Raw genomic sequence first — 20303 nt, forward strand, 5'->3', positions numbered from 1 at the left:
GACGACGGGAAACACGCGCTCATGGCTACGTTCGAGAAAGCGGAGGACCGCATCCTCTCCAAGCAGATCTGCATGCGGTGTAACGCTCGCAACCCGACGGAAACCGACCGGTGCCGGAAGTGTGGCTACGGAAATCTCCGACCGAAGAACCGCGAACGCAACGCGGCCTAGAGTTCTCGTAGCGCCTCTCTGGCGGCGTCGCTCGCCGTCGGATCCGAGTGGCGTCGTAACCGATCCAGCAGTGGCGTCGCATCCTCGATGCCCGCCGCGGCCGCGGCGTGGCTGAGCCCGACTGCTTTCTCCGGATCGAGGTAGACGTCGCTCCCCGACGCTCTGTCTGCGTCCAGTTCCGCCGCTAGCGAGTCGAGCAACTGGTCGGCCCTCGGTGCGACGACGCTGGGATCCTCCCGGGCGACGTGTGCGAGCGCCCGCGCGAACTCGCCGCGCTGTTTCGAGCCGACTCCCTCTAGCACCGTCGTCGCCTCGATCAACTCCGCGACGTGATCGAACAGGAGGCCCGGCTGCCGTTCGGCCAGCGCGGTGATCCCGTCGGCCGCCGCGCGCGATACCGCGTGTTCGTCGGGTTCGAGTGCCAGCTCGATCAACTGCTCGACGTCGACCTCCTCGGGCGATTCCTTCGCGGTCCCACGGAGTCGGTTAGCCGCCTCCAGAGCCGTCTCGTCGCCGCCGAAGACCCAATCGCGCAGTCCCACTGTATCTGCTCGTGGTGAGTTTCCAGTCCGTAATAACTGATACGGATCCGCTTTTGACGGGCCGGGTTCGCACGCGAACCCGTATATATTACTCGTCGGGATATTTCGGCTCGCGCTTCTCGGCGCGTTCCAGTGCCGTCTCCACGACGTCGCGCACGTCGCCTTCGAAGGTATCCCCGTGGCCGGCGTACATGTGGGCGACTCCGTCGGGCATACGGTCGAGCAGGTCCTCGATGCTCTCGATCAGGCGTTCGCGGGACTGGCCGGCCATGTCGGTCCGGCCGAACGAACCGTAGTCGAACGCGCCGTCGTCGTGGACGACGACGTCCCCGCTGAAGAGTGTGTTCTCGCTGACGAGCGACACGTGGTCGTCGGCGTGACCGGGGGTGTACACCACGTCGAAGGCCTCGTCGCCGATCATGACCTGGTCGCCGTCGGCCAGTTCGACCGAGCGGCGGTCGTGGTCGCCGTAGGCGTACAGTTCGGCGTCGAACTCGTCGAGGACGGCGTCCAGCTCTCCGACGTGGTCGCCGTGCTGGTGGGTGAGGACGACGGCGTCGAGACTGGGGGTGTGGTTGCGGATCACGTCGACGACGCCGTCCATCGCGCCGGCGTCGACCAGTACTGCGCGCTCGCCCAGCGCCAGATAGGCGTTGCAGGTGAACGTCTCCGCATCGGCCGTGACGTTGTACACGTCCATGGTCCGGCCGTAGGCCGGGAACCGTATCAGAGTACCGGGCGACCGATACCGGCGAGATACTTTTCACCCTGCAACGCAAATGAACACACATGGGGTTCGGGAGCTACGACGAGTCCGAACAGGAAAATCAGGACTACGACACTGATTTTGAGGACGATGACGGCGTATCGACATCCGAGAACAACCACGACGGCGACATCGAGTACGAGTTCAGCGCGTCGAACGACGAACTACTCGACAAACTCAAACACATCAAAGAGGACGAAGACGAGAACACGTGAAATCCGGGGTCCGTGCCCTCGGAATCGCCGAGTCGTTCCGTGAGGGCCGGAGCACGTTCGCCGGTGTCGTGACCCGCGCGAGCCGCGTCGTCGACGGCTTCGCCTTCGCCACCTGCACCGTCGGCGGGACCGACGCCACGGACACCGTCTGCACGCTGTTCGACGACCTCGGGCGCGAGGACGTCCGCTACGTGCTCGTCTCCGGGATCGCCCCCGCCTGGTTCAACGTCCTCGACCTGCACCGCATCGCCGACCACACCGACCGACCCGTTCTTTCCGTGACCTACGAGGAGAGCGAGGGGCTCGAACCGGCACTGCGCGAGCAGTTCGACGGTGACGCCCTGGAGCAGCGGCTGTCGACCTACCGCGACCAGCCCGACCGCCAGCGTGTCCACGTAGATGCGGACCCCCTCTTCGTCCGCGCCGTCGGCCTCGACGACGGGGAAGCGGCGGGGGTCGTCGACGGCTTCACGCCCGAGGGCGGACGACCGGAACCGCTCCGGGTCGCGCGGCTTGCAGCCCGTGGAGCCGACGGGTTCCGCCGCGGCTCCGTGGACTGACTGGCGGTGCAGGCGACTCACTTTTGGTCCCGCCTGCCGGAGCGACCCCATGGGCGAGATGGAGGATCTGGCGGTGACCGAGTGCACGCGCTGTCCCGACCTCGCGGAGTGTCGGAGTCAGATCGTCAACGGCGTCGGTCCAGCGGACGCTGACCTGTTGTTCGTCGGCGAGGGACCGGGCGCGAACGAGGACGAACAGGGCGAACCGTTCGTCGGCCGGAGCGGCACCGTGCTGGACGACGCGCTCCGCGCGGCCGGACTCGCGCGCGCCGACGTTCGTATCACCAACTGTGTGCGCTGTCGACCGCCGGAGAACCGCGACCCCCGTGCCGCGGAACTGGAGAACTGCCGGGAGTACCTCGACCGGGAGATCGACCAAATCGATCCGACGGTGATCGTCACGCTCGGGAAGGTGCCGAGTGAACACCTGCTGGACCGGGACGTGGGCGTCACTGGCGAGGCCGGCGACACGTTCGACACCGAGATCGCCGGCGAGACCCGGACCGTCATGGTCTCGGTCCACCCGGCCGCGACGCTGTACGACCGCAGCCAGGAGGAGACCTTCGAGTCGACGATCCAGCGGGCGGCCGACCTGACCGGCGCAGGCGGGCAGTCGACGCTGGGCTCGTTCTGAGCGTAGCGGAACTGACTTGACCGGGACCCGCCAATCGTTGCACATGAGTACGACCCAGACGGCCGCCGAGGTGGTCGTCGTCGACTACGGGCTGGGGAACCTCCGGAGCGTGACCCGCGGGCTGGAGCGTGCGGGCGCGTCGGTCGAGTTGATCGACGAACCGGCCGCCGTGGACCGGGCCGACGGCATCGTCCTCCCGGGGGTCGGCGCGTTCAGCGAGGGCATGGAGAACGCCGGTCCCTTCCGGGCAGCGCTGGCTGACGCCGCCGACGAGGGCACGCCGCTGTTCGGTATCTGTCTCGGGATGCAGATGCTGCTGACGACGAGCGAGGAGGCCGATCACGCCGGACAGGGCGAGGCCGAGGGACTCGACCTGATCCCCGGAACGAACCGGCGATTCCACGGCGAGCAGAAGGTCCCACACATGGGCTGGAACGAACTCGACGTACAGCGTGACCACCCGCTGGTCGAGGGCGTAGATGGGGAACACGCCTACTTCGTCCACTCCTACTACGCCGAACCCGACAGCGAGGACGCGGTGGTCACGACCACCGACTACGGGCTCGACTTCCCGAGTATCATCGCGAACGAGGCTGGGAACGTCTTCGGGACGCAGTTCCACCCCGAGAAGTCGGGTGAGACGGGACTGCAGATTTTACGGAACTTCGTCGAGATCTGTGCGGAGGAGTAGGCGGTGTCGTACCGGCCGCGAACGAAGTGAGCGGCCGGCTTTTTCGCCCACGTTTTTGCGCGAGCGGTCACGAGCCGAGCGAGTGACCCGAGCGGAAAAAGGTGGACTCGGAGAAATCGGGTGAGACCGGATTGCGGATTCTGCGGAACTTCGTCGAAATCTGTGCGGAGGAGTAGGCAGTCAGTCGTCCTCGGCCAGCGGCAGTGAGACGGTGACGGTGTTGCCGGTCTCGTTCGTCTCGAAGGTGATGTGGCCGTCCGAGAGGTCGACGATCCAGTAGACCAGCCAGAGGCCGAGGCCGCTGGTGTGGGTGACGCCGTCCATCTCCTGTTCGCCGGTCAGGATGCGGTACTCGTAGTCGGGGATCGGCGGGCAGGTGTCTTCGATCGTCAGGAGCGCGAGGTCGTCGACCCGGGACGCGTCGACGCGGATCCGCGGGGCCGATTCCTCGGCGTGTTTCGCGGCGTTGCCGAGCAGTTCACGGACTGCCACCTCGATATCGTCGAGCGCACGGGCCGTGAGCGACGGCGGGAGGTCGGTCGTAATCTCCGCCTGTGGATATCGGGTGGCGATCGACGCCACGGCGTCCTCCACGGCGGTGGTCAGATCGACGCGACGCGGTGTGGCGTGATCGGTGAGCAACTCGATGGTCTGGCGCTGTTTCTCGGCCTTGCCCAGCAGCGACCGGGCGGTTCGCCGGATCACTTCGGCGTGGGCCGGCGGGTCGTTTTCGGGGTGTTCGGCGATGTACTCGGCGTGACCGAGGACGGTGTTGAGATCGTTCCGGAGATTGTGCCGGAGGATCGTATCGATCACGCGCAACTGCCGCTCGCGGCGTCTTCGGTCGGTCACGTCCCTGGTGAACCCGACGATCCGGACGACCTCGTTCCCCTCGAAGATCGGTTCGGCCTGCACCCACGCCCAGCGGTTGTAATCCTGTCGCGGATTGACGCGGAACTCGAAGTCGACCGACTCGCCGTTCGAGAGGCGATCCATGGCGTCTCGGATCGCCGGCCGATCCTCGGGGTGGATCACGTCGATCAACCGCGACGGGTCGTCCTCGATCACGGCGGCGGGCTGGCCGTAGACTGGCTCGTACGCGTCGTTGATAAAGAGCAACTCGTCCCAGTCTGCCGAGAACATCCACAGTACGTCCGTCGTCTTGGCGGCGAGTTCCTGGAGGCGCTCGGCGGTCGCGTCGCGCTGGCGCTGGGCTTCAACCCGCTCGCTGATGTCCCGGGAACTGACGATGTATCCGTCGGTGTCCGTCCCGCCGAGTTTCGCGATCCGACTCTCCAGCCACACGTACGTCCCATTGGCGGTCCGGTGGCGGTACTCGATGGTGCCGGTTTCCTCCCGGCTGTCGACGACCGCCTCGAACCGCGAGCGAATCCGCTCGCGGTCGTCGGGGTGAATGTACTCGAAGGCGTACTCGCCCTGCAGTTCCGTGGGCTCGTACCCCAGCACCTCCTCCGTGGCCCGGTTCAGGTACCGAAATACCCCGTCCTCGTCGAGGACGACGATCTTGTCCCGGGCGTGGTCGAGCAACGCCTCGGCCGGACCTGGCCACTCCATCACTTAAAGACGTGTCTCGGTGTTGAAAAAGATACTGGCGGATATCGGCCGAAACAGCGTGAAAGAAGGCGGATTCAGTAGAACGCGATGGGGCCCGTCTCCTGACCCTCCGCGTCCGTGACCTTCTCGCGGGCGTCCTCGAAGTCCTCCATGCGGACCTCCGTCCGGTCGTCACGGATGGAGAACATGCCGGCTTCGGTAGTCAGGCTGGCGAGTTCGGCACCGCTGAAGCCCTCCGTCTCCGCGGCGATGGCGGCGAGATCCAGTTCCTCGGCCAGGTTGAGGTCCTTCGTGTGGATCTCCAGGATCCGCTCGCGGCCCTCGGCGTCGGGTTCGGGGACCTCGATGAGGCGGTCGAACCGACCGGGGCGGAGGATGGCCCGGTCGAGCATGTCGAAGCGGTTGGTGGCCGCGATGATGCGGATCTCACCCCGATCCTCGAAGCCGTCCATCTCCGAGAGGAGTTGCATCATCGTCCGCTGGACCTCGGCGTCCCCGGAGGTCTTGGATTCGGTGCGCTTGGCCGCGATGGCGTCGATCTCGTCGATGAAGATGATGGCCGGTTCGCGCTCGGAGGCGAGCTCGAACAGGTCCCGGACCAGTCGTGCGCCCTCGCCGATGAACTTCCGGACGAGTTCGGAGCCGGCCATCTTGATGAAGGTGGCGTCGGTCTCGTTGGCGACGGCCTTCGCGAGCATCGTCTTCCCGGTCCCGGGCGGGCCGTGGAGCAGGACGCCGCTCGGCGGTTCGATGCCGACCTCGCGGAACTGGTCGGCGTCGACCAGCGGTTGTTCGACGGCCTCGCGAACCTCGCGGATCTGTTGGTCCAGTCCGCCGATGTCGGCGTAGGTCACCTCGGGGCTGTGGTCGACCTGCATCGCCTGGGCGCGGGCGTCGGTCTCGGCGTCCAGAAGCGTCTGCACGGAGAACGAATCGTTGATGGCGACACGGTCGCCCGCCTCCAGTTCTTCCTTGAGGTTCGGTGACACCTCCGTGAGGACTTCCTGGTTGTTGCCGTGCTGTTTGACGATGACACCCTCGTCGGTGACTTCCTCGGCCGTGGCGATGTACAGCGAGGACGTCTTGAGCGTCTCGTTTTCGCGTTCCAGCCGGTCCACCTCGCCGCTGAGGTTGTCGCGTCGTTCCTGGGCCGAGTCCAGTTGCGACGATAGTTCGTCGTTGACCTGTTCCAGCTTGATAAAGTGCTCCCGCAACGCATCCAGCCGCTCTTCCGGAGACATCTCCGGGTCGAGATCCAGGCGCGGCCGGTCCGGGAGCGACGGACTCCGGGACATCTGACTGTCGACCCTAACGGATGCTCGTAAAAGGGCCTTTGGGTCCCGGCCATCCTACTCCGCCGGGCCCAGGCCGGCCGAATCGACCCCGCTGTCGCCTCTCAGGCCAGGTCTGCGAACTCGTCGAGGTAGTCGTCGTACACCGACAGGGCCGACTCGACCGGCTCGGGCGAGGCCATGTCGACGCCTGCACCCCGGAGCAGTTCGAGGGGGTACTCCCGGGACCCCTTCCGGAGGAAGTCGACGTACTGCTCGGCCGCGGGCTCGCCGTTCTCGAGGATGTTGTCGACCAGCGCGACGGCCGCCGAGATGCCCGTCGCGTACTGGTAGACGTAGAACGCGCGGTAGAAGTGGGGGATGCGCATCCACTCGCGGGCGATCCGGTCGTCGATCGCCGCGGGCTCGTAGTAGTCGCTTTTCAACTCGTGGTAGAGTTCGTCCAGCCGATCGGGCGTCAGTGCCTCCCCGGCCTCCGAGAGCTCGTGGGCGCGGTGTTCGAACTCCGCGAACATCGTTTGCCTGTAGAGCGTCGACCGGAACCGTTCGAGATACTCGTTGAGGACGTGCCGGCGCAGGCGTTCGTCCTCGACGGTATCGAGCAGGTGGTGGGTGAGCAGGGTCTCGTTGACCGTCGAAGCCACCTCTGCCACGAAGATCTCGTAGCCCGAGTAGACGTAGGGCTGTTCCTCGCTGGTGAGCTGCGTATGGAGGGAGTGCCCGAGTTCGTGAGCCAGCGTGTACATCGAGGACACGTCGTCCTGGTAGTTCATCAGGATGTACGGCTGGGAGTCGTAGGTCCCGCCGCTGTAAGCCCCCGACTGCTTCCCGTCGGTCTCGTACACGTCCACCCACCGCGAGTCGAGGCCGTCGGCAAGCCGGGTCTGGTACTCATCACCCAGCGGCGCGACGGCCTCCGTGACGTACTCGCAGGCTTCCTCGTAGGTCACCTCGGGGCTCTCGCCCTCGACCATCGGGACGTAGAGGTCCCACATCCGGAGTTCGTCCGCCCCGATGCTCTCCCGCTTCAACTCCGCGTGGCGGTGGAGTTTGTCCAGATTGTCACGCACCGTATCGACGAGGTTGTCGTACACCTCGACGGGGACGTTCGGGCCGTCGAGTGCGGCCTCGCGGGCGGTGTCGTAGTTGCGCGCGGTCGCCAGCTTGCTGTCGGTCTTGACGCTGTTCTTGTAGGCGGTCCCGACCGCGTTGCGCACCGTCTCCCACTCGTCGTAGAACTCCTCGTAGACCGCCTGTCGGAACTCCCGATCAGGGTTCTTCTGGAGCGTGGTGAAGTTGTTGAGGGTGATCCGCTTTTGCTCGCCGTCGGGCGTCTGGACTGTCGGGAACGTCATGTCCGCGTTGGCGAGCGTGTTGTACACCTCACCGGGCGCTCCCGTCACTTCGCCCAGTTCGGCCAGCAGGTTCTCGATCTCGGCCGACCGGGTGTGCTCTTTCATCCGCAACACGTCGTCGAAGTAGTGGTCGTACTCCTCGAGATCCGGTTCGTCCTCGATCATCGCCTCGATGTCCTCCCGATCGAGGTCCTGCAGTTCGGGTTCGATGAAGGAGGCGGCGCTCTGGGCGTCCGAGGACAGTGATTGCGCCCGCGCGAGCAGGGCCTGATAGTGGCTGTCCGTGGTGTCCTCGTCGCGACGCATACGCGCGTAGGAGGTGACGTTTGAAACTGTGCGCATGATTTCCTCACGGAGTTCCAGCACCGACAGGAGCGTCTCGGCCTCCTCGGTCACCTGTCCCTCGTAGGCCTCCAGATCGGACAGCCGCTCCTGGACGGCCTCGAAGGCGTCTTCCCACGCCTCGTCGTCGGCGTAGAGCGCTTCCAGATCCCACGTGTGTTCCTCGTCGATGTCGCTGCGGTCGGGAACCGAACTCATTGCCGCCCGTAGGAAGGGGCGCGAGGTAAGCCTTTACACGACGAGCGCTCAGTCCTCCTCCGCGCGGCCGACGCCGTCGACCAGGTCGTCTGCCACGCGCGCCCGGGTCGCGTGCCGGACCCGACGCTCGCGGAACACCTCGCGTGCGCTCGCTGCGGCCTCGGGGTCGCGCTCGAAGGCCAGGTCTGGGTAGGTCACGTCGGCGAGCACCAGCGGTTCGGGAGGCGCGGCGGGCACTCCCGCCGGTCCGGGCAGCGATTCCGGGGCGAGCACGCGATCCACGGCGTCGCGGTCGCGCTCGCCCCGACCGATCTCGTCGATCAGAGCGACCAGCCGGCGGACGAGCTGGCGGGCGAACCCGCCGGCACGGACCCGGAGCACGAGATAGTCGCCGTCCCGCCGGATCGACCCGTCGAGGTCCCGTACGGTCCCGTCCTCGTCGGGGGTCAGGTTGTGGAAGTCGTGTTCGCCCCGGAGCCCGTCGAGAGCGGCCCTCGCGCGCTCGTCGTCGACGGCATCGGGCGGCGCGTGGAGGTGGTAGACGTACTCGCGGCTCGTCGCGTCGTGTGTGGCGTGGAAGTCCGCGGGCGCGTCGGCGACGGCCCACACCCGGACGTCCGGGGGGAGTTCGCTGTCGAACGCGCGGGGCGTCAGCCAGTCGGGGGCGTCGAAGCCGACGGTCTGTGCGACCGCCGATACCCCGGCGTCGGTCCGACCCGCGGCCGCATAGCCCGGCGGCGCGTCCGCCTTGTCCGCCAGTACGTCCAGATCCTCGAGTGCCGCGAGCAGCGTGTCCGAGACGGTCGCCACGTTCGGCTGGCGCTGGAAGCCGTGGAACGCCCGGCCGTCGTACGCGACCCGGTACGCGCGCATACCAGCACTCGTTCCGGCGTTCCGATGAGCCTTGCGAGACGCCAATCGAAACTCTACTAAAATCTTTCGACAGTTCAAATTCCCTCGATCGATGTTTATCGCAAAACCGCCGGATGGCAACTGTGTAAAAGTCAGTGCAATCGGCGTCAATCGGCCGGAATGTACCGCCAGGGCCACCCCTTTATATGCACCTCTCGGCACAAGCTGGGAGTGCAATGCGCTCGAACATCCGAATCGGTTCGCTGCTGCTGGCGCTCGCGGTGGTCCTCACCGCGGCGGTGCCCGCAGCGGCGGCCATGAACACGGACGCGAACAGTGTCGAGAACGAGACCAGCGGTGACGCCGAAGCCGGTGCCGAGATCGCGGTGACGGCCTCGGGTAGCGCCGACACGGCCGGCGAGGCCAACGGCTCGGCGGGGATCGCCGTCGGCGCGTCGGCCAGCGCGGACGGTGACGCCCAGTCCGACCGCGGTGAGGCGGCCTCCAACGGCTCCGCAGACGTCCGTGCCGAGGGTCAGGTCGAGCTGCCCTTCGGGATCGTGATCGACCTGCCGTTCCAGGGCGAGGCCGAAGCCAGCGCCGACAGTGAGGCGAACGCGAGTGCGAACGACGGTGACGGCGACCACGGTGTCGTCGCGTCCGTCGTGAGCCTGTTCGCCGGCGGCGAGGCCGAGGCCAACGCCGAGGCAGACGCGAACGCGAGCGCGAACGACAGTGACGGTGACGACGACGGGTTCGTCGCGACCGTCCTGAGCGTGTTCGCGAACGGCGAGGCCGAAGCCAACGCGGCGGCCAGCGGTGAGGCCGATACCGAGACCGACGCTGACGCCGACGCAACGGCCAGCGCCGAGACGAACGCTGAAGCCAGTGCGACGGTCGACGCCGAAGTCGATGCCAACGTGAACGCGAGCGGCGAACTCGACGACGCACGCGAGGACGCGAGCGACGCGCTCGGCGAGGTCGACAACGAGACCAGCGAGGAGATCGCTGACGCCAACGAGGATTCGAGCGAGGTCGTCGGTGAGATCCAGACCGAGATCGAGGGCTAACGCCGATCACACCCCTCCGAACGTCGTTCCCACTCCACGGGACCCACACGAACCCCCATTCCCATGATTCGCTCCGTTACCGCTGACACGTTTCCTGCCCCGGGGTCCCGTCTCGGCAGATCCGAAGATAGATTACGATCACTCGACCTATCCCTTCACAGACGGAATGCAACGAGTTTCCCGGTGGCTGCTGATCGGTGCGACCGTCCTCGCCGCGTGCTGGCTCTTCGCCGGGCCAGCCGCGGCCCAGTCAGCCGGCGCGGACAACACCTCGTTGTCGCCCGACAGTACGCTCATCCGGATCGACGCCGCGGCCGACGGATCCGCTGCCTGGGAGATCCAGTACCAGTTCTACCTGACCGATCCCGGCGAGAAAGAGGCGTTCGAGTCCTACCGTCAGGACATCGAGGCGAACCGCTCGACGTACGTCGAGGAGTTCGCCGCCGACATCCGCCCGACGGTCCGGCAGGCCGAGAACGACACGGGCCGGGAGATGGCCCTCTCGAACGCCACCGTGACGGTTCGCCGCCAGCGGCTCGCCCAGCCGACCGGCATCGTCACCTACCGGTTCGGCTGGTCCGGGTTCGCCGGCGGCAACGCCTCGACCCTGTCGATCGGCGACGCCATCAGCGGCTTCTACCTCGGCCCGGACACGCGACTCACCGTCACCTGGCCCGAGGCCTATCGCCTCGACCGGGTGTCGCCCGATCCGGCCGAGACCCGCAGCGACCGGGTCGTCTGGCAGGGCGAACTCGGCTTCTCCTCGACGGCCCCCCGAATCGTCGCCACCGAGACGACCGAGTCGGGACCGGCGAGTTCGGGCGGGTTCCCGCTGCTCGCGGCCGGCGTCGCCGTCCTGATCCTCGCCGCGCTCGGGGCCGCCGGCGCGTTCTACGTCCGGACCCGGTCGGGCGACGGGGACGACGGCGGAGCCGTGACCGGAGCGACGGCCGGCGGCCCGGCGTCCGCGACCGACGACGACGATACAGCACCAGCGGCTGGCCCGCCGTCGGACCTGCTCAGCGACGACGAACGCGCGCTGTCGGCCATTCGCGATCACGGCGGCCGGATGAAACAGCAGGAACTGGCCGACGCCTGCGACTGGGGCGAATCGAAGACCAGCAGAGTCGTGAACCGGCTCCGGGACGACGGCGAGATCGAGGTGTTCCGGCTCGGTCGCGAGAACGTCATCTCACTACCGGAGGAAACCCATGACTGAACCTCAATCACGAATCACGAACCGACTGCGCCCCCTCGTGGCCGCGGTGCTGGTCGTCTGTCTCGTCGTCGGGGCCGCGATCCCGGCGGCCGGCCTGTTGGCCGACTCGCCGACGGCCGACCGGGCGGCCAGTGACGGGGCCGCGACCGACGCGAACGCTGCCAGTACCGACGCGATCCGGGCCGGACAATCCGGCGGTAACGAGAGCGACACGAACGCTACGGCGTCCGCCGGTGCTCGACTGGCGGGTGCGATCGGTAGCCAGCAGTCCGAGGCGGCCGGTGAGATCGAGACCCGGACGCTGCTCGTCAGGCTCGGCCGCGCCGACTCGCCCGAGGAGCGGGCCGCGGTGCTCGCAGTGCTGGAGGAGCGAACCGACGCCCGACTGGCCTCGCTACGGGAGCGCCGCGAACGACTTCGGGCGGCGGCCGACAACCGCTCGGTCTCGCCCGGGGCGTACGCCCACCTCGCCGCCACCGTCTCCGTCGAGGCGACCGTGACCGAGCGGCTGGCCGACCGCGGCGAGCGAGCCACGACGGACCTCCCCGCCGCCGTCACGGCCGAATACGGGCTCTCGGCGAGCCGGTTCAACGCGCTGGCCAACGACTCCCGGTCGGTCGCCGCGTCGCTCCGGAGCGACCTCCGGGCCCTCGGGGCGCCCCACGACACCGACGAGATCGGTGCGGAGAACGGCCTCGACGCCGGAAAGATGCTCGACGACCTGGACGACACCGTCGATCCGGCCAACCGGACGGACTGGCCGTTCGACCGGAACGACTCCACGCTCGGTGACGCCCTCGACGGCGAGAACGAGTCGCTCGACCTCGACGGCGTCTTCGACGACGGCGACACGTCCGGGACCGGCGACGCCACCGACGAAAGCGCTACCGACGATTCGCTCGACGGCGCCGTCACCGACGACCGAACGGTCGACGGTTCAGATGGCACGCCCGACGGTACCACCGACAGGAACACGACGGACAGTGACGGGGAATCGGCCGAAAAAGACGCCGACGACGGCCTGTTCGACGGGTAGCGTCGACAGTCAGAAGTCGTCGAAGGTCGGCCGGTCGTGGTCGCCGGGGAAGTCCGCCACCGGAACCTGTTTCTGGTCGCCCGACGCCATGTCCTTGACCGTCACGGCGTCGTCTTCGAGGTCCTGCTCGCCGACGATGACGACCGTCTCGGCGTTTATCGAGTCGGCGTAGTCGAGCTGGCCGCCGAAACTCCGATCGGAGAGGTCCGTCTCGACGACGTGGCCGCGCTCGCGCAACTCGCCGGTGATCTCCGCCGCCACGTCCCGCGTGTCCCCGACCGTGAGGACGTAGTAGTCGGTCGTGAACCCCTCGTCGGGCCAGACGCCCGCCCGCTGGAGGAGGAGCGAGAGCGGCGCGAGACCGGGCGCGACGCCGACCGCGGGCGTCGGCTGGCCGCCGAAGCTCTCGATGAGGTCGTCGTAGCGGCCGCCGCCGAACACCGACCGCGAGACCTCGCCCGTGGCGTCGAAACACTCGAAGACGACGCCGGTGTAGTAGTCCAGTCCGCGGGCGGTCTCCAGCGAGAGCGTACAGTACTCCCGCGCGCCGAAGTCCGCCGCGGCATCGAGGACGTTCTGGAGGTTCGTCACCGCGTCCTCGACGCGGTCGGTCCCCGCGAACTCGATCAACTCGTCGAGATGCTCCTCGGGCGTGTCCAGCAGGTCGTCGAACTCGGCGGCCTGGTCGTAGGAGAGGCCGGCCTCGTAGAGCAGGTCGTGGTATTCGTCCTCGTCGATCTTCTCGGATTTGTCCACCGCGCGGATGGCCTCGCGGGTGTCCACGTCGGCGTCGAACGCCTCCAGCAAACCACCGAGGATGTCCCGATGGGAGACGCGGAACTCGAACTCCTCGCTCGTCAGACCGAGGTTCGTCAGCGCGTCGGCGGCGAAGGCGAGCACTTCGGCGTCGGCTTCCGGTTCCGACGACCCGAAGATGTCGACGTTGGTCTGGTAGAACTCGCGGAACCGGCCCTGCTGGACCTGCTCGTACCGCCAGAACGGTCGTGTCGAGACCCACTTGATCGGCTTGGAGAGTTCCTGCTGTTTGGCGACGACCATCCGTGCGACCGTCGGCGTCAACTCGGGGGTGAGCGACACCTCGCGACCCCCTTTGTCCTCGAAGGCGTACAGTTCCTCGACGATCTCCTCGCCGCTCTTGTCGACGTACATCTCCGTGCGCTCCATCGCCGGGGTCCCGATCTCGCGGAAGCCGTACTGGCGTGCCGTGGCCTCCAGCGTGTCGATGACCTCCCGCCGGGGCCCCATCTCCGTGGGGTAGAAATCGCGAAAGCCCTTCAGGCCGTCGTACATGTGCCCCGCTTTGCCCACCGCGCGCTTGAAACTGTCCTTCCGGGACCGGCCCAAGGTACGTCCCCCTCCGTGCCGTACTCCGGCTATGGGATCGGACGGCCTCGTCGAACTCGATCAGGACTGCTGGACGGCGCTCGCGAAGTACAATCTCCTGCTGGCGACAGTGTTCGGCGTCGCCGCCGTCGCCGCCAGAGCGACGCTCCCCTCACAGAACCTGCTCGTCGTCCAGAACGCCACGCTCGCCGTCGTGTTCGGCGGTATCCAGACCTACGCCTGGCTCTCGGCCTGAGCGGCCGGGTTACTGGTCCCGCAACCCGACCACCCGCGTCTGATCGTGGTCGGGAAACACGTCCTCGACGGCCCCGTCCTCGAACTCCTCGCGGATCAACTCGCGCAACTCCGCCTCGTAGTCACCCTTGGGAATCTCCTCGCTCGGCCCCTCCTCGACCACCAGTTGCGCGTCCACGAGGTCGTCGACCGCGCCGCGGCCAAAGCCCGACAGCGGCGCGACGTAGTCGACGCCGTGGCGGTCTTCGAGACTCTGGGCCTGTGCCCGCGAGACCGTCGGCACCCGATCGTCGCGGCGGGTGCCGTCCGCCACTGCACTGAACGACTCCGCCGCGACGACTTCGAGGACGTGATCGTGAACCTGCTGGATACCGTTACGGGGAAAGCCGTCCTCGACCATCTGTGCGGCCGCTTCGCGGGCCACGTCCTCGTCCAGCTCGACCGTCTCGATCGGGAATCCGACCGCCGCGGCCGCCTCGCGGGCGTGGTCGGCCGCGTCGGTGATCCCGAACGTCGCCGAGACGAGCGTGACCTCGTAGAACGGATCGAGGACTAGGGCCGCGAGCGTCGAGTCCTTGCCGCCGCTGTAGAGGACGCCGACGTCCATCTACCGGCGTTCGATGTCGAAACTCTTCGAGTCCGGTTTGAGCTCGCTGAGCAGGTCCTTCATCTTCTCCTCGTCGATCTTGCCCTGGATGCGCCCGCTCCGGGCCAGCGCGATGACCTGCTGTTCGACCTTCTCGCCGAACTGCGGCTTGGACATCTTCACCGTGTTCAGGCGCTTGCGCGCCCCGTCGGTCAGGTGCTGGCGCAGCAGCGCCTTCTTCTGGGCCTCGGCCTGCTGGCGCTGTGCCTCCTGGGCCTCGCCGCCGCCCTGCCCCTGTTTCTGCTCGCGCAGCTTCTCCATTTTCTCCTGTCGCAGCCGTTCGAGCTCCTCGTCGTCGGGCTCGCCACTCATGACTACCCGACACTAACCTCGTCAGCCGCAAAACCCTAACGGACCACCTTTTTACTGCGGGGGGTTCGCCGCCGGCGAACCCCCCTTGCAAAAAGCTGGACCAAAAACCCCACCGCGCTCCCTCCGGTCGCGCGGTGTAAACCGCCGCCTGCGGCGGCGGATGCTAGTCCCTCCGCGACCACCAACCGCCACAGCCACCGCAACCGCGACCGCCCCGCGACCGCCACAGCACAGCCGCTACCCGCCGAGAGAAAATAGAGAAGATCGGCTTACGCGTACCGTTCGAGTTCCGGCCGGTCGAGGTCCGAGAGGACTTCGCCCGCGGTGTCGTCGAGCAGGCTCATTCCGTCGCCGGTGACCTTGCGGCCTTCGCCCTGCGCGATCTGGATGTAGCCGACCTCTTCGAGCTGCTGGAGCGCGGTCCGGATGACCTTCCCGGAGCCGTCCGTGCTGTTCGGCGGGCGGACCCGGTAGCGGGTCGAGCCCTGCTTGGAACTACCGTACTCGGTGGTGAGGCGCTCGACACCGACGGGACCGTCGACGGCGACCTTCCGGAGCAGGCTGGCGGCGCGGCGCTGCCAGAAGTCCTCCTGCTCGGGCGGGAGTTCGCGACCGGTACCGGTCTTCGTGAATCGGGCCCAGTCGGGTTCTTCTACTGCCTCTTCCTCGGCGAGTTTCTCGGCGACCGCCTCGATGAGATTCTCGGCGGGCACGTCGTAGAGCGTCGTCATTGCATCTCCGTTCCGCGCGGCGTCATAAAAGCGCATCGTTAGCGACCCGTCGCGTGGCTCGCTGTCGTACTCTCCGACTCGACCGGGAGTCGAGAGGGTGGTTTTCATTAGTAGCGGGTTCGATGTGCCGGTATGGACGAGCGGGCGGCCCTGGCCCTGCTGGCCGACGACCTCCCCGCCGCGGGCGACGACGCGGCCGTAGTCGGCGACCAGGTCCTCACGACCGATATGCTCCACGAAACGACGGATTTCCCCGCGGGGACGACCAGATACACCGCCGGCTGGCGATCCGTCGGCGCGTCACTGTCTGACGTGGCCGCGATGGGTGCCGAGGCGACCGCCGCCGTCGCCGTCTACGCCGCCCCGACGTTCGACCCCGACGAGTTGCGCGCGTTCGTGCGCGGCGCACGGGACGTGTGTGCCTACGTCGAGGCCGAGTACGTCGGCGGCGACCTCGACGACCACGACGAGTTCACCGTCGCCACCACCGCCCTCGGCCGCACGACCGACCCGGTCCGGCGCTCGGACGCCCAGCCGGGCGACGCCCTCTGTGTGACGGGGACGCTCGGCCGGAGCGGGGCCGCTATCCGCCTGTTCGAGCGCGGTGACACCGAGTGGGCCAACGAACTGTTCCGGTTCACCCCCCGGGTCGTCCCCGGGCTGGCGATCTCGTCCGCTGCCACGGCGATGATCGACTCCAGCGACGGACTGGCTCGGTCGCTCCACCAGCTTTCCGACTCCTCTGACTGTGGGTTCGCCGTCGAGACGCCGCTCCCAATCGACGACGCCGTCGACGACGTGGCCGACGACCCCGCCGACCGCCACGAACTCGGCGTGTTCTTCGGCGAAGACTTCGAACTCGTCTTCACCGCCCCGGAAGAGAGCCTCCCCGGCCTCCGGGACGTGTGTGACGTGCCGATCAGCCGGATCGGGACCGTCACCGAGGGCGAGGAGGTCACGCTCGACGGCGTGGCGCTCCCGGATCGCGGATACACGCACGGCGAGGCGTAGGTTGGCCGGTATCGGCTGTGTGGGCGGTATCAGGTCGTGACCGGGACTGGCGTGAAGCAGGCCAGGCCCAGCAGGAACGTGACGATGCCGAGCGCGAACCGCCTGCCGTCGAGTCGCTCGTCGCTGATCGGCGTCGTCGGCCCGGCGTAGGCCAGCCCGAGCGCGAGCGTCCCCCAGAGGAACCAGACCAGCGTCACCTCTCCGCTCCGGGCCAGCAACTGGAAGGCTCCGAGCCCGAACAGCGCCGCTGGCACGGCCGCACCGATGGTCTCGGTCCGCTCGCCGAACATCGCCCGGACGGCGTGGCCACCGTCCAGCTGTCCGACGGGGAGCAGGTTCAGGAAAGTGAGGAAGGCCCCGAGCCAGCCGCCGAAGACGACTGGGTTGAAGATCAATCGGGGATCCTCGTAGACGAGTTGCTGGCCGGTCAGGGCCGCGATGGCCTCGATCAGGGGCGGGTGGTTGAACTGCACGCCGAAGGGGTTCGTGACCGGCGGAAGGTGCAGGCCGATTACGGTGACCACGACGGTCGCGACCAGCCCCGCCAGCGGGCCGGCGATGCCGATGTCGAACAGGGCCTTTCGGTCGGGAATCCGGCCTTTCATGCGGATGACCGCGCCCATCGTGCCGAAGGGTGGGATCGGGACGGGGATGAAATAGGGCAGGCTGGCGTCGACGCGGTGGTACCGGCTCAGGACGTAGTGGCCGAGTTCGTGCGTGCCGATCACGCCGAGCACGGCGGCGGTGAACGGCCAGGCCCTGATTGCGGAGGCAGGGTCGGCGAAGGCGTTGCCCCGGTACCACAGCGAGCCGACGAACAGCGTGGTCGCCACTGTCGCCAGTGCGAGCGCGACGTTCGTCCAGGGGATCCCGTCGACGCCGACCGACTGCGGTTCGGCGACCAGCACGTAGGTTCCCGGTCCGGTCGGGCCACCTGATTGGTGCTGTCGGAGGGAGATCTCGTACCCGTACTCGCGAAACAGCGGGTGGACCTCGCGTTCCAGGACGTCGGCGGGGACCGTGGGACGGCCGAGATAGAGGAGTCGATCACCGTCGGTCCGGACCTCGTGGACGCGAAACACCGACGCGAACTCCTCGATCGGCGGGCCGTCCCGTGGTGTCCGGGCAGCCGCCATCGACCGCTACTTACAGGTCGGCAGTGTAAAAACCTCGTGTCGGCTGACTGGCAGTCGTTCGCAGGGGGTCGAACGACCGGTTACGGGGCGTCGGGCGGGCGTGGTGTCCATTCAGGCGGATTCGATGCGCCAGGTGGTCGCGCTCGTGTACGACCACTTCTCGATCTCCAGGTCGGTAGCCGAGTCCTTCAACTTCACCATCAGCGCACCGATCTCCTTGGGCGACAGTCCGACTTCGTCCGCGATGAACTTGCTCTTGAAGTACATCTCGCCGTCTGCCGCCTTCTGCGAGAGATACTCCTTGAGCTGTTCCTCTTTGCTCGCAGCGTCTTCCTCGTCGTTCGTCGCGGAGGGCTGTGTGGTTGCGCTCATCTGTGACACCTCACTTCCCCCTTCCGACCAGGAGCCCATATAAAGGCAGGAAGCTTCGAATCACTTCGCCGGTTTTAGCGACACTTCGCGTTTGTTCGCTCGTAAACCGGTGTGAAAAACGTCTTTCAGGACGTTTTTAGAGGGCCCGAGACGTTTTATAGAGTGATTAGGGCCCTCTATAGTGGATGCAGAGTCCTGTAAAACACGTCGTCTGACAGGCGTCTCACGACGCCCATTACCCGGAACATGTTGCCGGATGAGACGTGGCGCGCGGCTGGGACGGTGTCCAAATAGCGTCCCGAGCGATGGCTCCACACGGGTGGTCAATCGCGTTCGTGGACCCAGTACTCGTCGTCGACGGTGACTTCTTTCTTGAACAGCGGCACCTCGTCTTTGAGGCGGTCGATGCCGTCCTCCACAGTCCGAAAGGCCTCGCGGCGGTGGCCCGCGAGGACGACGACGAACACGATGTCCTCGCCGTACTCGATGACGCCGGTGCGGTGGTGGAGAACCACGTCGAGAACGCCCTCCCGGTCTTCGAGTTCGGCCTCGATGGTCTCCATCCGGTCCTCGGCGACGCCCTCGTACTTCTCGAAGGCCAGGTACTCGGTGGGGTCGTCGTCGGGGGCGTCCTTCGCCCGCACGCGCCCGGTGAAGGTGGCGATGGCACCCGATCGCTCGGCCCGCGGGGAGGCCTTGACCCGTTCGACGAGCGATTCCAGCGTCTCGCGGGGTTCGGTCCCGGCGAGTGCATCGAGTACCGAATCGACGTCTACGTCGTCGGCGGTTGGGGCGCTGGCCAGTTCCGTCCCGGCGTGGTCGCGGTCGCCGAGGACGACCTGCGGGATGGCGGCGTGGCTGAACCCCTCGACGATGGCGTAGTCGTAGTCGGGGGCGAGCTGGTCGAGGGTGTCGTCGAGGGTGCGGTCCTCGCCGGTGGCGAACCAGCCTTCGTCGTCGGTGAGGCCGTAGGTCGTGGCTGCGCCGGCCGCGCGGTGCCGGGCGGTGTCCTTCCCGTCGGTGTCGATGTCCGGCGCGTGCGTGAGGTGTTTGACGGTCGCGACGCGCCCGCGGTCGGCCAGTCGCTCTGCGAGCCGTTCGACCAGCGTCGTCTTCCCCGAATCGGACGGGCCGACGACCCCGAGTACGTGCATGCCTCCGCCTCGGTCCTCCGGGCGCATTAGGGTTCGGTCCCGGCTTGACAACCCTTAAGCCGGCAACAGGGTAACGCGGTTGTAATGAAAGTCGTCGTCTCTATCGGCGGAAGCGTTCTCGCACCGGATCTCGACCCGGACCGGGTTCGCGCCTACGCGAACGTCGTCGAGTCGCTGCTCGCGGAGGGCCACCGCGTCGGCGTCGTCGTCGGCGGTGGTACCGTCGCCCGCGACTACATCGCCTCGGCCCGCGAACTCGGAGCCAACGAGATGCAACTCGACCAGCTGGGTATCGGCGTCACCCGCCTGAACGCGCGCCTGCTCGTCGCTGCACTCGGCGACCGGGCCGCCCCGACACCCCCGGAAACGTACGAGGACGCCGGCGCGGCCTTCCACCGCGGCGACGTGCCCGTGATGGGCGGGGTCGCGGCCGCACAGACCACCGACGCGGTCAGCGCCGCACTGGCCGAGTACGTCAACGCCGACCTGCTCGTGTACGCCACGAGCGTCCCCGGCGTGTTCAGCGCCGACCCGAACGAACACGACGACGCGACGAAGTACACCGAACTGTCGGCCGACGAACTCGTGGACGTGATCGCAGACATCGAGATGGCCGCCGGGAGCAACGCCCCGGTCGACCTGCTGGCCGCGAAAGTGATCCAGCGGGCGAACCTCCGGGCCGTGGTGCTGGACGGCACCGACCCCGAAGCCGTCACGCGCGCGGTCCTCGACGACGACCACGATGGGACCGAGGTCGTCCCGGGTGATGGGGTGTGACCGGCGACCGTGCACCACCCGCAATCGACGTGGACCTCGACGACGAG

The 20303-nt window shown here is 67.3% G+C and carries 24 protein-coding genes; 11 read left to right on the forward strand and 13 right to left on the reverse strand.

Translation table 11 applies throughout. The annotated features are described in order from the left end of the window. Positions 1-21: 21 nt before the first annotated feature. Positions 22-171: a 50S ribosomal protein L40e gene (locus BV210_RS10900; RefSeq protein WP_077206695.1), complete on the forward strand. Its 150-nt coding sequence runs from the start codon at positions 22-24 to the stop codon at positions 169-171. Here BV210_RS10900 and BV210_RS10905 read toward each other — a convergent pair. Both BV210_RS10905 and BV210_RS10910 read right to left on the reverse strand, forming a co-directional pair. Continuing rightward, entirely contained in the window at positions 168-713 is a 546-nt protein-coding gene (locus BV210_RS10905; RefSeq protein WP_077206696.1) for a hypothetical protein, read from the reverse strand. The genes BV210_RS10900 and BV210_RS10905 overlap by 4 nt on opposite strands. An 88-nt stretch (positions 714-801) precedes the next feature. Beyond that, a complete protein-coding gene (locus BV210_RS10910; RefSeq protein ID WP_077206697.1) occupies positions 802-1413 on the reverse strand; it encodes an MBL fold metallo-hydrolase in 612 nt (203 codons plus the stop codon). 89 nt (positions 1414-1502) lie between these two features. On the opposite strand from BV210_RS10910, the gene BV210_RS10915 reads away from it, so the two are divergent. From BV210_RS10915 to hisH, 4 genes are read left to right on the forward strand one after another with little or no spacing between them, the layout of a single operon-like run. Continuing rightward, positions 1503-1694 (forward strand): DUF5786 family protein, encoded by a 192-nt coding sequence (locus BV210_RS10915; protein ID WP_077206698.1) that lies wholly within the window; start codon positions 1503-1505, stop codon positions 1692-1694. Continuing rightward, the gene (locus BV210_RS10920; protein ID WP_077206699.1) at positions 1691-2254 is read left to right on the forward strand and encodes a DUF99 family protein; all 564 of its coding nucleotides are present in this window, start codon (positions 1691-1693) and stop codon (positions 2252-2254) included. The genes BV210_RS10915 and BV210_RS10920 overlap by 4 nt, the downstream gene beginning before the upstream one ends. A 49-nt stretch (positions 2255-2303) precedes the next feature. After that, positions 2304-2888, forward strand: a complete 585-nt coding sequence (locus BV210_RS10925; RefSeq protein WP_077206700.1) for a uracil-DNA glycosylase family protein — start codon at positions 2304-2306, stop codon at positions 2886-2888. A 43-nt stretch (positions 2889-2931) separates the two neighbouring features. After that, complete coding sequence (gene hisH / locus BV210_RS10930) at positions 2932-3579, forward strand: imidazole glycerol phosphate synthase subunit HisH (RefSeq protein ID WP_077206701.1); 648 nt, start codon at positions 2932-2934, stop codon at positions 3577-3579. 180 nt (positions 3580-3759) lie between these two features. Here hisH and BV210_RS10935 read toward each other — a convergent pair whose 3' ends face one another. From BV210_RS10935 to truA, 4 genes are all read right to left on the reverse strand, one after another. Beyond that, positions 3760-5154: a PAS domain-containing sensor histidine kinase gene (locus BV210_RS10935; RefSeq protein WP_077206702.1), complete on the reverse strand. Its 1395-nt coding sequence runs from the start codon at positions 5152-5154 to the stop codon at positions 3760-3762. A gap of 74 nt (positions 5155-5228) precedes the next feature. Then, positions 5229-6449 (reverse strand): proteasome-activating nucleotidase, encoded by a 1221-nt coding sequence (locus BV210_RS10940; RefSeq protein WP_077206703.1) that lies wholly within the window; start codon positions 6447-6449, stop codon positions 5229-5231. Positions 6450-6550: 101 nt separating this feature from the next. Continuing rightward, the gene (pepF, locus tag BV210_RS10945; protein WP_077206704.1) at positions 6551-8341 is read right to left on the reverse strand and encodes an oligoendopeptidase F; all 1791 of its coding nucleotides are present in this window, start codon (positions 8339-8341) and stop codon (positions 6551-6553) included. 48 nt (positions 8342-8389) lie between these two features. Further along, the gene (gene truA, locus BV210_RS10950; protein WP_077206705.1) at positions 8390-9214 is read right to left on the reverse strand and encodes a tRNA pseudouridine(38-40) synthase TruA; all 825 of its coding nucleotides are present in this window, start codon (positions 9212-9214) and stop codon (positions 8390-8392) included. Between the two features lie 215 nt (positions 9215-9429). Here truA and BV210_RS10955 point away from each other — a divergent pair, with 215 nt between their 5' ends. From BV210_RS10955 to BV210_RS10965, 3 genes are all read left to right on the forward strand, one after another. Then, a complete protein-coding gene (locus tag BV210_RS10955) occupies positions 9430-10263 on the forward strand; it encodes a hypothetical protein (RefSeq protein ID WP_077206706.1) in 834 nt (277 codons plus the stop codon). 166 nt (positions 10264-10429) lie between these two features. Beyond that, positions 10430-11482 (forward strand): hypothetical protein, encoded by a 1053-nt coding sequence (locus BV210_RS10960; RefSeq protein ID WP_077206707.1) that lies wholly within the window; start codon positions 10430-10432, stop codon positions 11480-11482. After that, on the forward strand, positions 11475-12518 hold the full coding sequence (locus BV210_RS10965) for a hypothetical protein (RefSeq protein ID WP_157525971.1): 1044 nt from the start codon (positions 11475-11477) through the stop codon (positions 12516-12518). Before BV210_RS10960 ends, BV210_RS10965 begins: the two co-directional genes overlap by 8 nt. A 9-nt stretch (positions 12519-12527) precedes the next feature. On the opposite strand, the gene hisS is transcribed toward BV210_RS10965, so the two are convergent. Then, a complete protein-coding gene (hisS, locus tag BV210_RS10970) occupies positions 12528-13829 on the reverse strand; it encodes a histidine--tRNA ligase (RefSeq protein WP_077206709.1) in 1302 nt (433 codons plus the stop codon). Between the two features lie 85 nt (positions 13830-13914). On the opposite strand from hisS, the gene BV210_RS10975 reads away from it, so the two are divergent. Beyond that, positions 13915-14118: a hypothetical protein gene (locus BV210_RS10975; RefSeq protein ID WP_077206710.1), complete on the forward strand. Its 204-nt coding sequence runs from the start codon at positions 13915-13917 to the stop codon at positions 14116-14118. Positions 14119-14127: 9 nt separating this feature from the next. Here the strand turns inward: BV210_RS10975 and BV210_RS10980 are convergent, their stop codons facing one another. The 3 genes from BV210_RS10980 to BV210_RS10990 all read right to left on the reverse strand — a co-directional run bounded on the left by BV210_RS10980 (position 14128) and on the right by BV210_RS10990 (position 15806). Next, positions 14128-14724 (reverse strand): alpha hydrolase, encoded by a 597-nt coding sequence (locus BV210_RS10980; protein WP_077206711.1) that lies wholly within the window; start codon positions 14722-14724, stop codon positions 14128-14130. Beyond that, on the reverse strand, positions 14725-15075 hold the full coding sequence (locus BV210_RS10985; protein ID WP_077206712.1) for a DNA-binding protein: 351 nt from the start codon (positions 15073-15075) through the stop codon (positions 14725-14727). 269 nt (positions 15076-15344) lie between these two features. Next, the gene (locus BV210_RS10990; protein ID WP_077206713.1) at positions 15345-15806 is read right to left on the reverse strand and encodes a 30S ribosomal protein S19e; all 462 of its coding nucleotides are present in this window, start codon (positions 15804-15806) and stop codon (positions 15345-15347) included. 132 nt (positions 15807-15938) lie between these two features. On the opposite strand from BV210_RS10990, the gene thiL reads away from it, so the two are divergent. Then, positions 15939-16817: a thiamine-phosphate kinase gene (gene thiL, locus BV210_RS10995; protein WP_077206714.1), complete on the forward strand. Its 879-nt coding sequence runs from the start codon at positions 15939-15941 to the stop codon at positions 16815-16817. A 29-nt stretch (positions 16818-16846) separates the two neighbouring features. On the opposite strand, the gene BV210_RS11000 is transcribed toward thiL, so the two are convergent. The 3 genes from BV210_RS11000 to BV210_RS11010 form a co-directional block, all read right to left on the reverse strand. Next, positions 16847-17953: a site-2 protease family protein gene (locus BV210_RS11000; protein WP_077206715.1), complete on the reverse strand. Its 1107-nt coding sequence runs from the start codon at positions 17951-17953 to the stop codon at positions 16847-16849. A 111-nt stretch (positions 17954-18064) separates the two neighbouring features. Continuing rightward, positions 18065-18325 carry a hypothetical protein gene (locus tag BV210_RS11005; protein WP_077208038.1) on the reverse strand — a complete coding sequence of 87 codons (261 nt, stop codon included), beginning with the start codon at positions 18323-18325 and terminating at the stop codon, positions 18065-18067. A 323-nt stretch (positions 18326-18648) separates the two neighbouring features. Continuing rightward, positions 18649-19479, reverse strand: coding sequence for a molybdopterin synthase (locus BV210_RS11010; protein ID WP_077208039.1), 831 nt, complete (start codon positions 19477-19479; stop codon positions 18649-18651). A gap of 84 nt (positions 19480-19563) precedes the next feature. On the opposite strand from BV210_RS11010, the gene pyrH reads away from it, so the two are divergent. Continuing rightward, on the forward strand, positions 19564-20256 hold the full coding sequence (pyrH, locus tag BV210_RS11015; RefSeq protein WP_077206716.1) for a UMP kinase: 693 nt from the start codon (positions 19564-19566) through the stop codon (positions 20254-20256). Positions 20257-20303 lie beyond the last annotated feature (47 nt).

The organism is Halorientalis sp. IM1011, from assembly GCF_001989615.1.
Lineage (GTDB): Archaea > Halobacteriota > Halobacteria > Halobacteriales > Haloarculaceae > Halorientalis.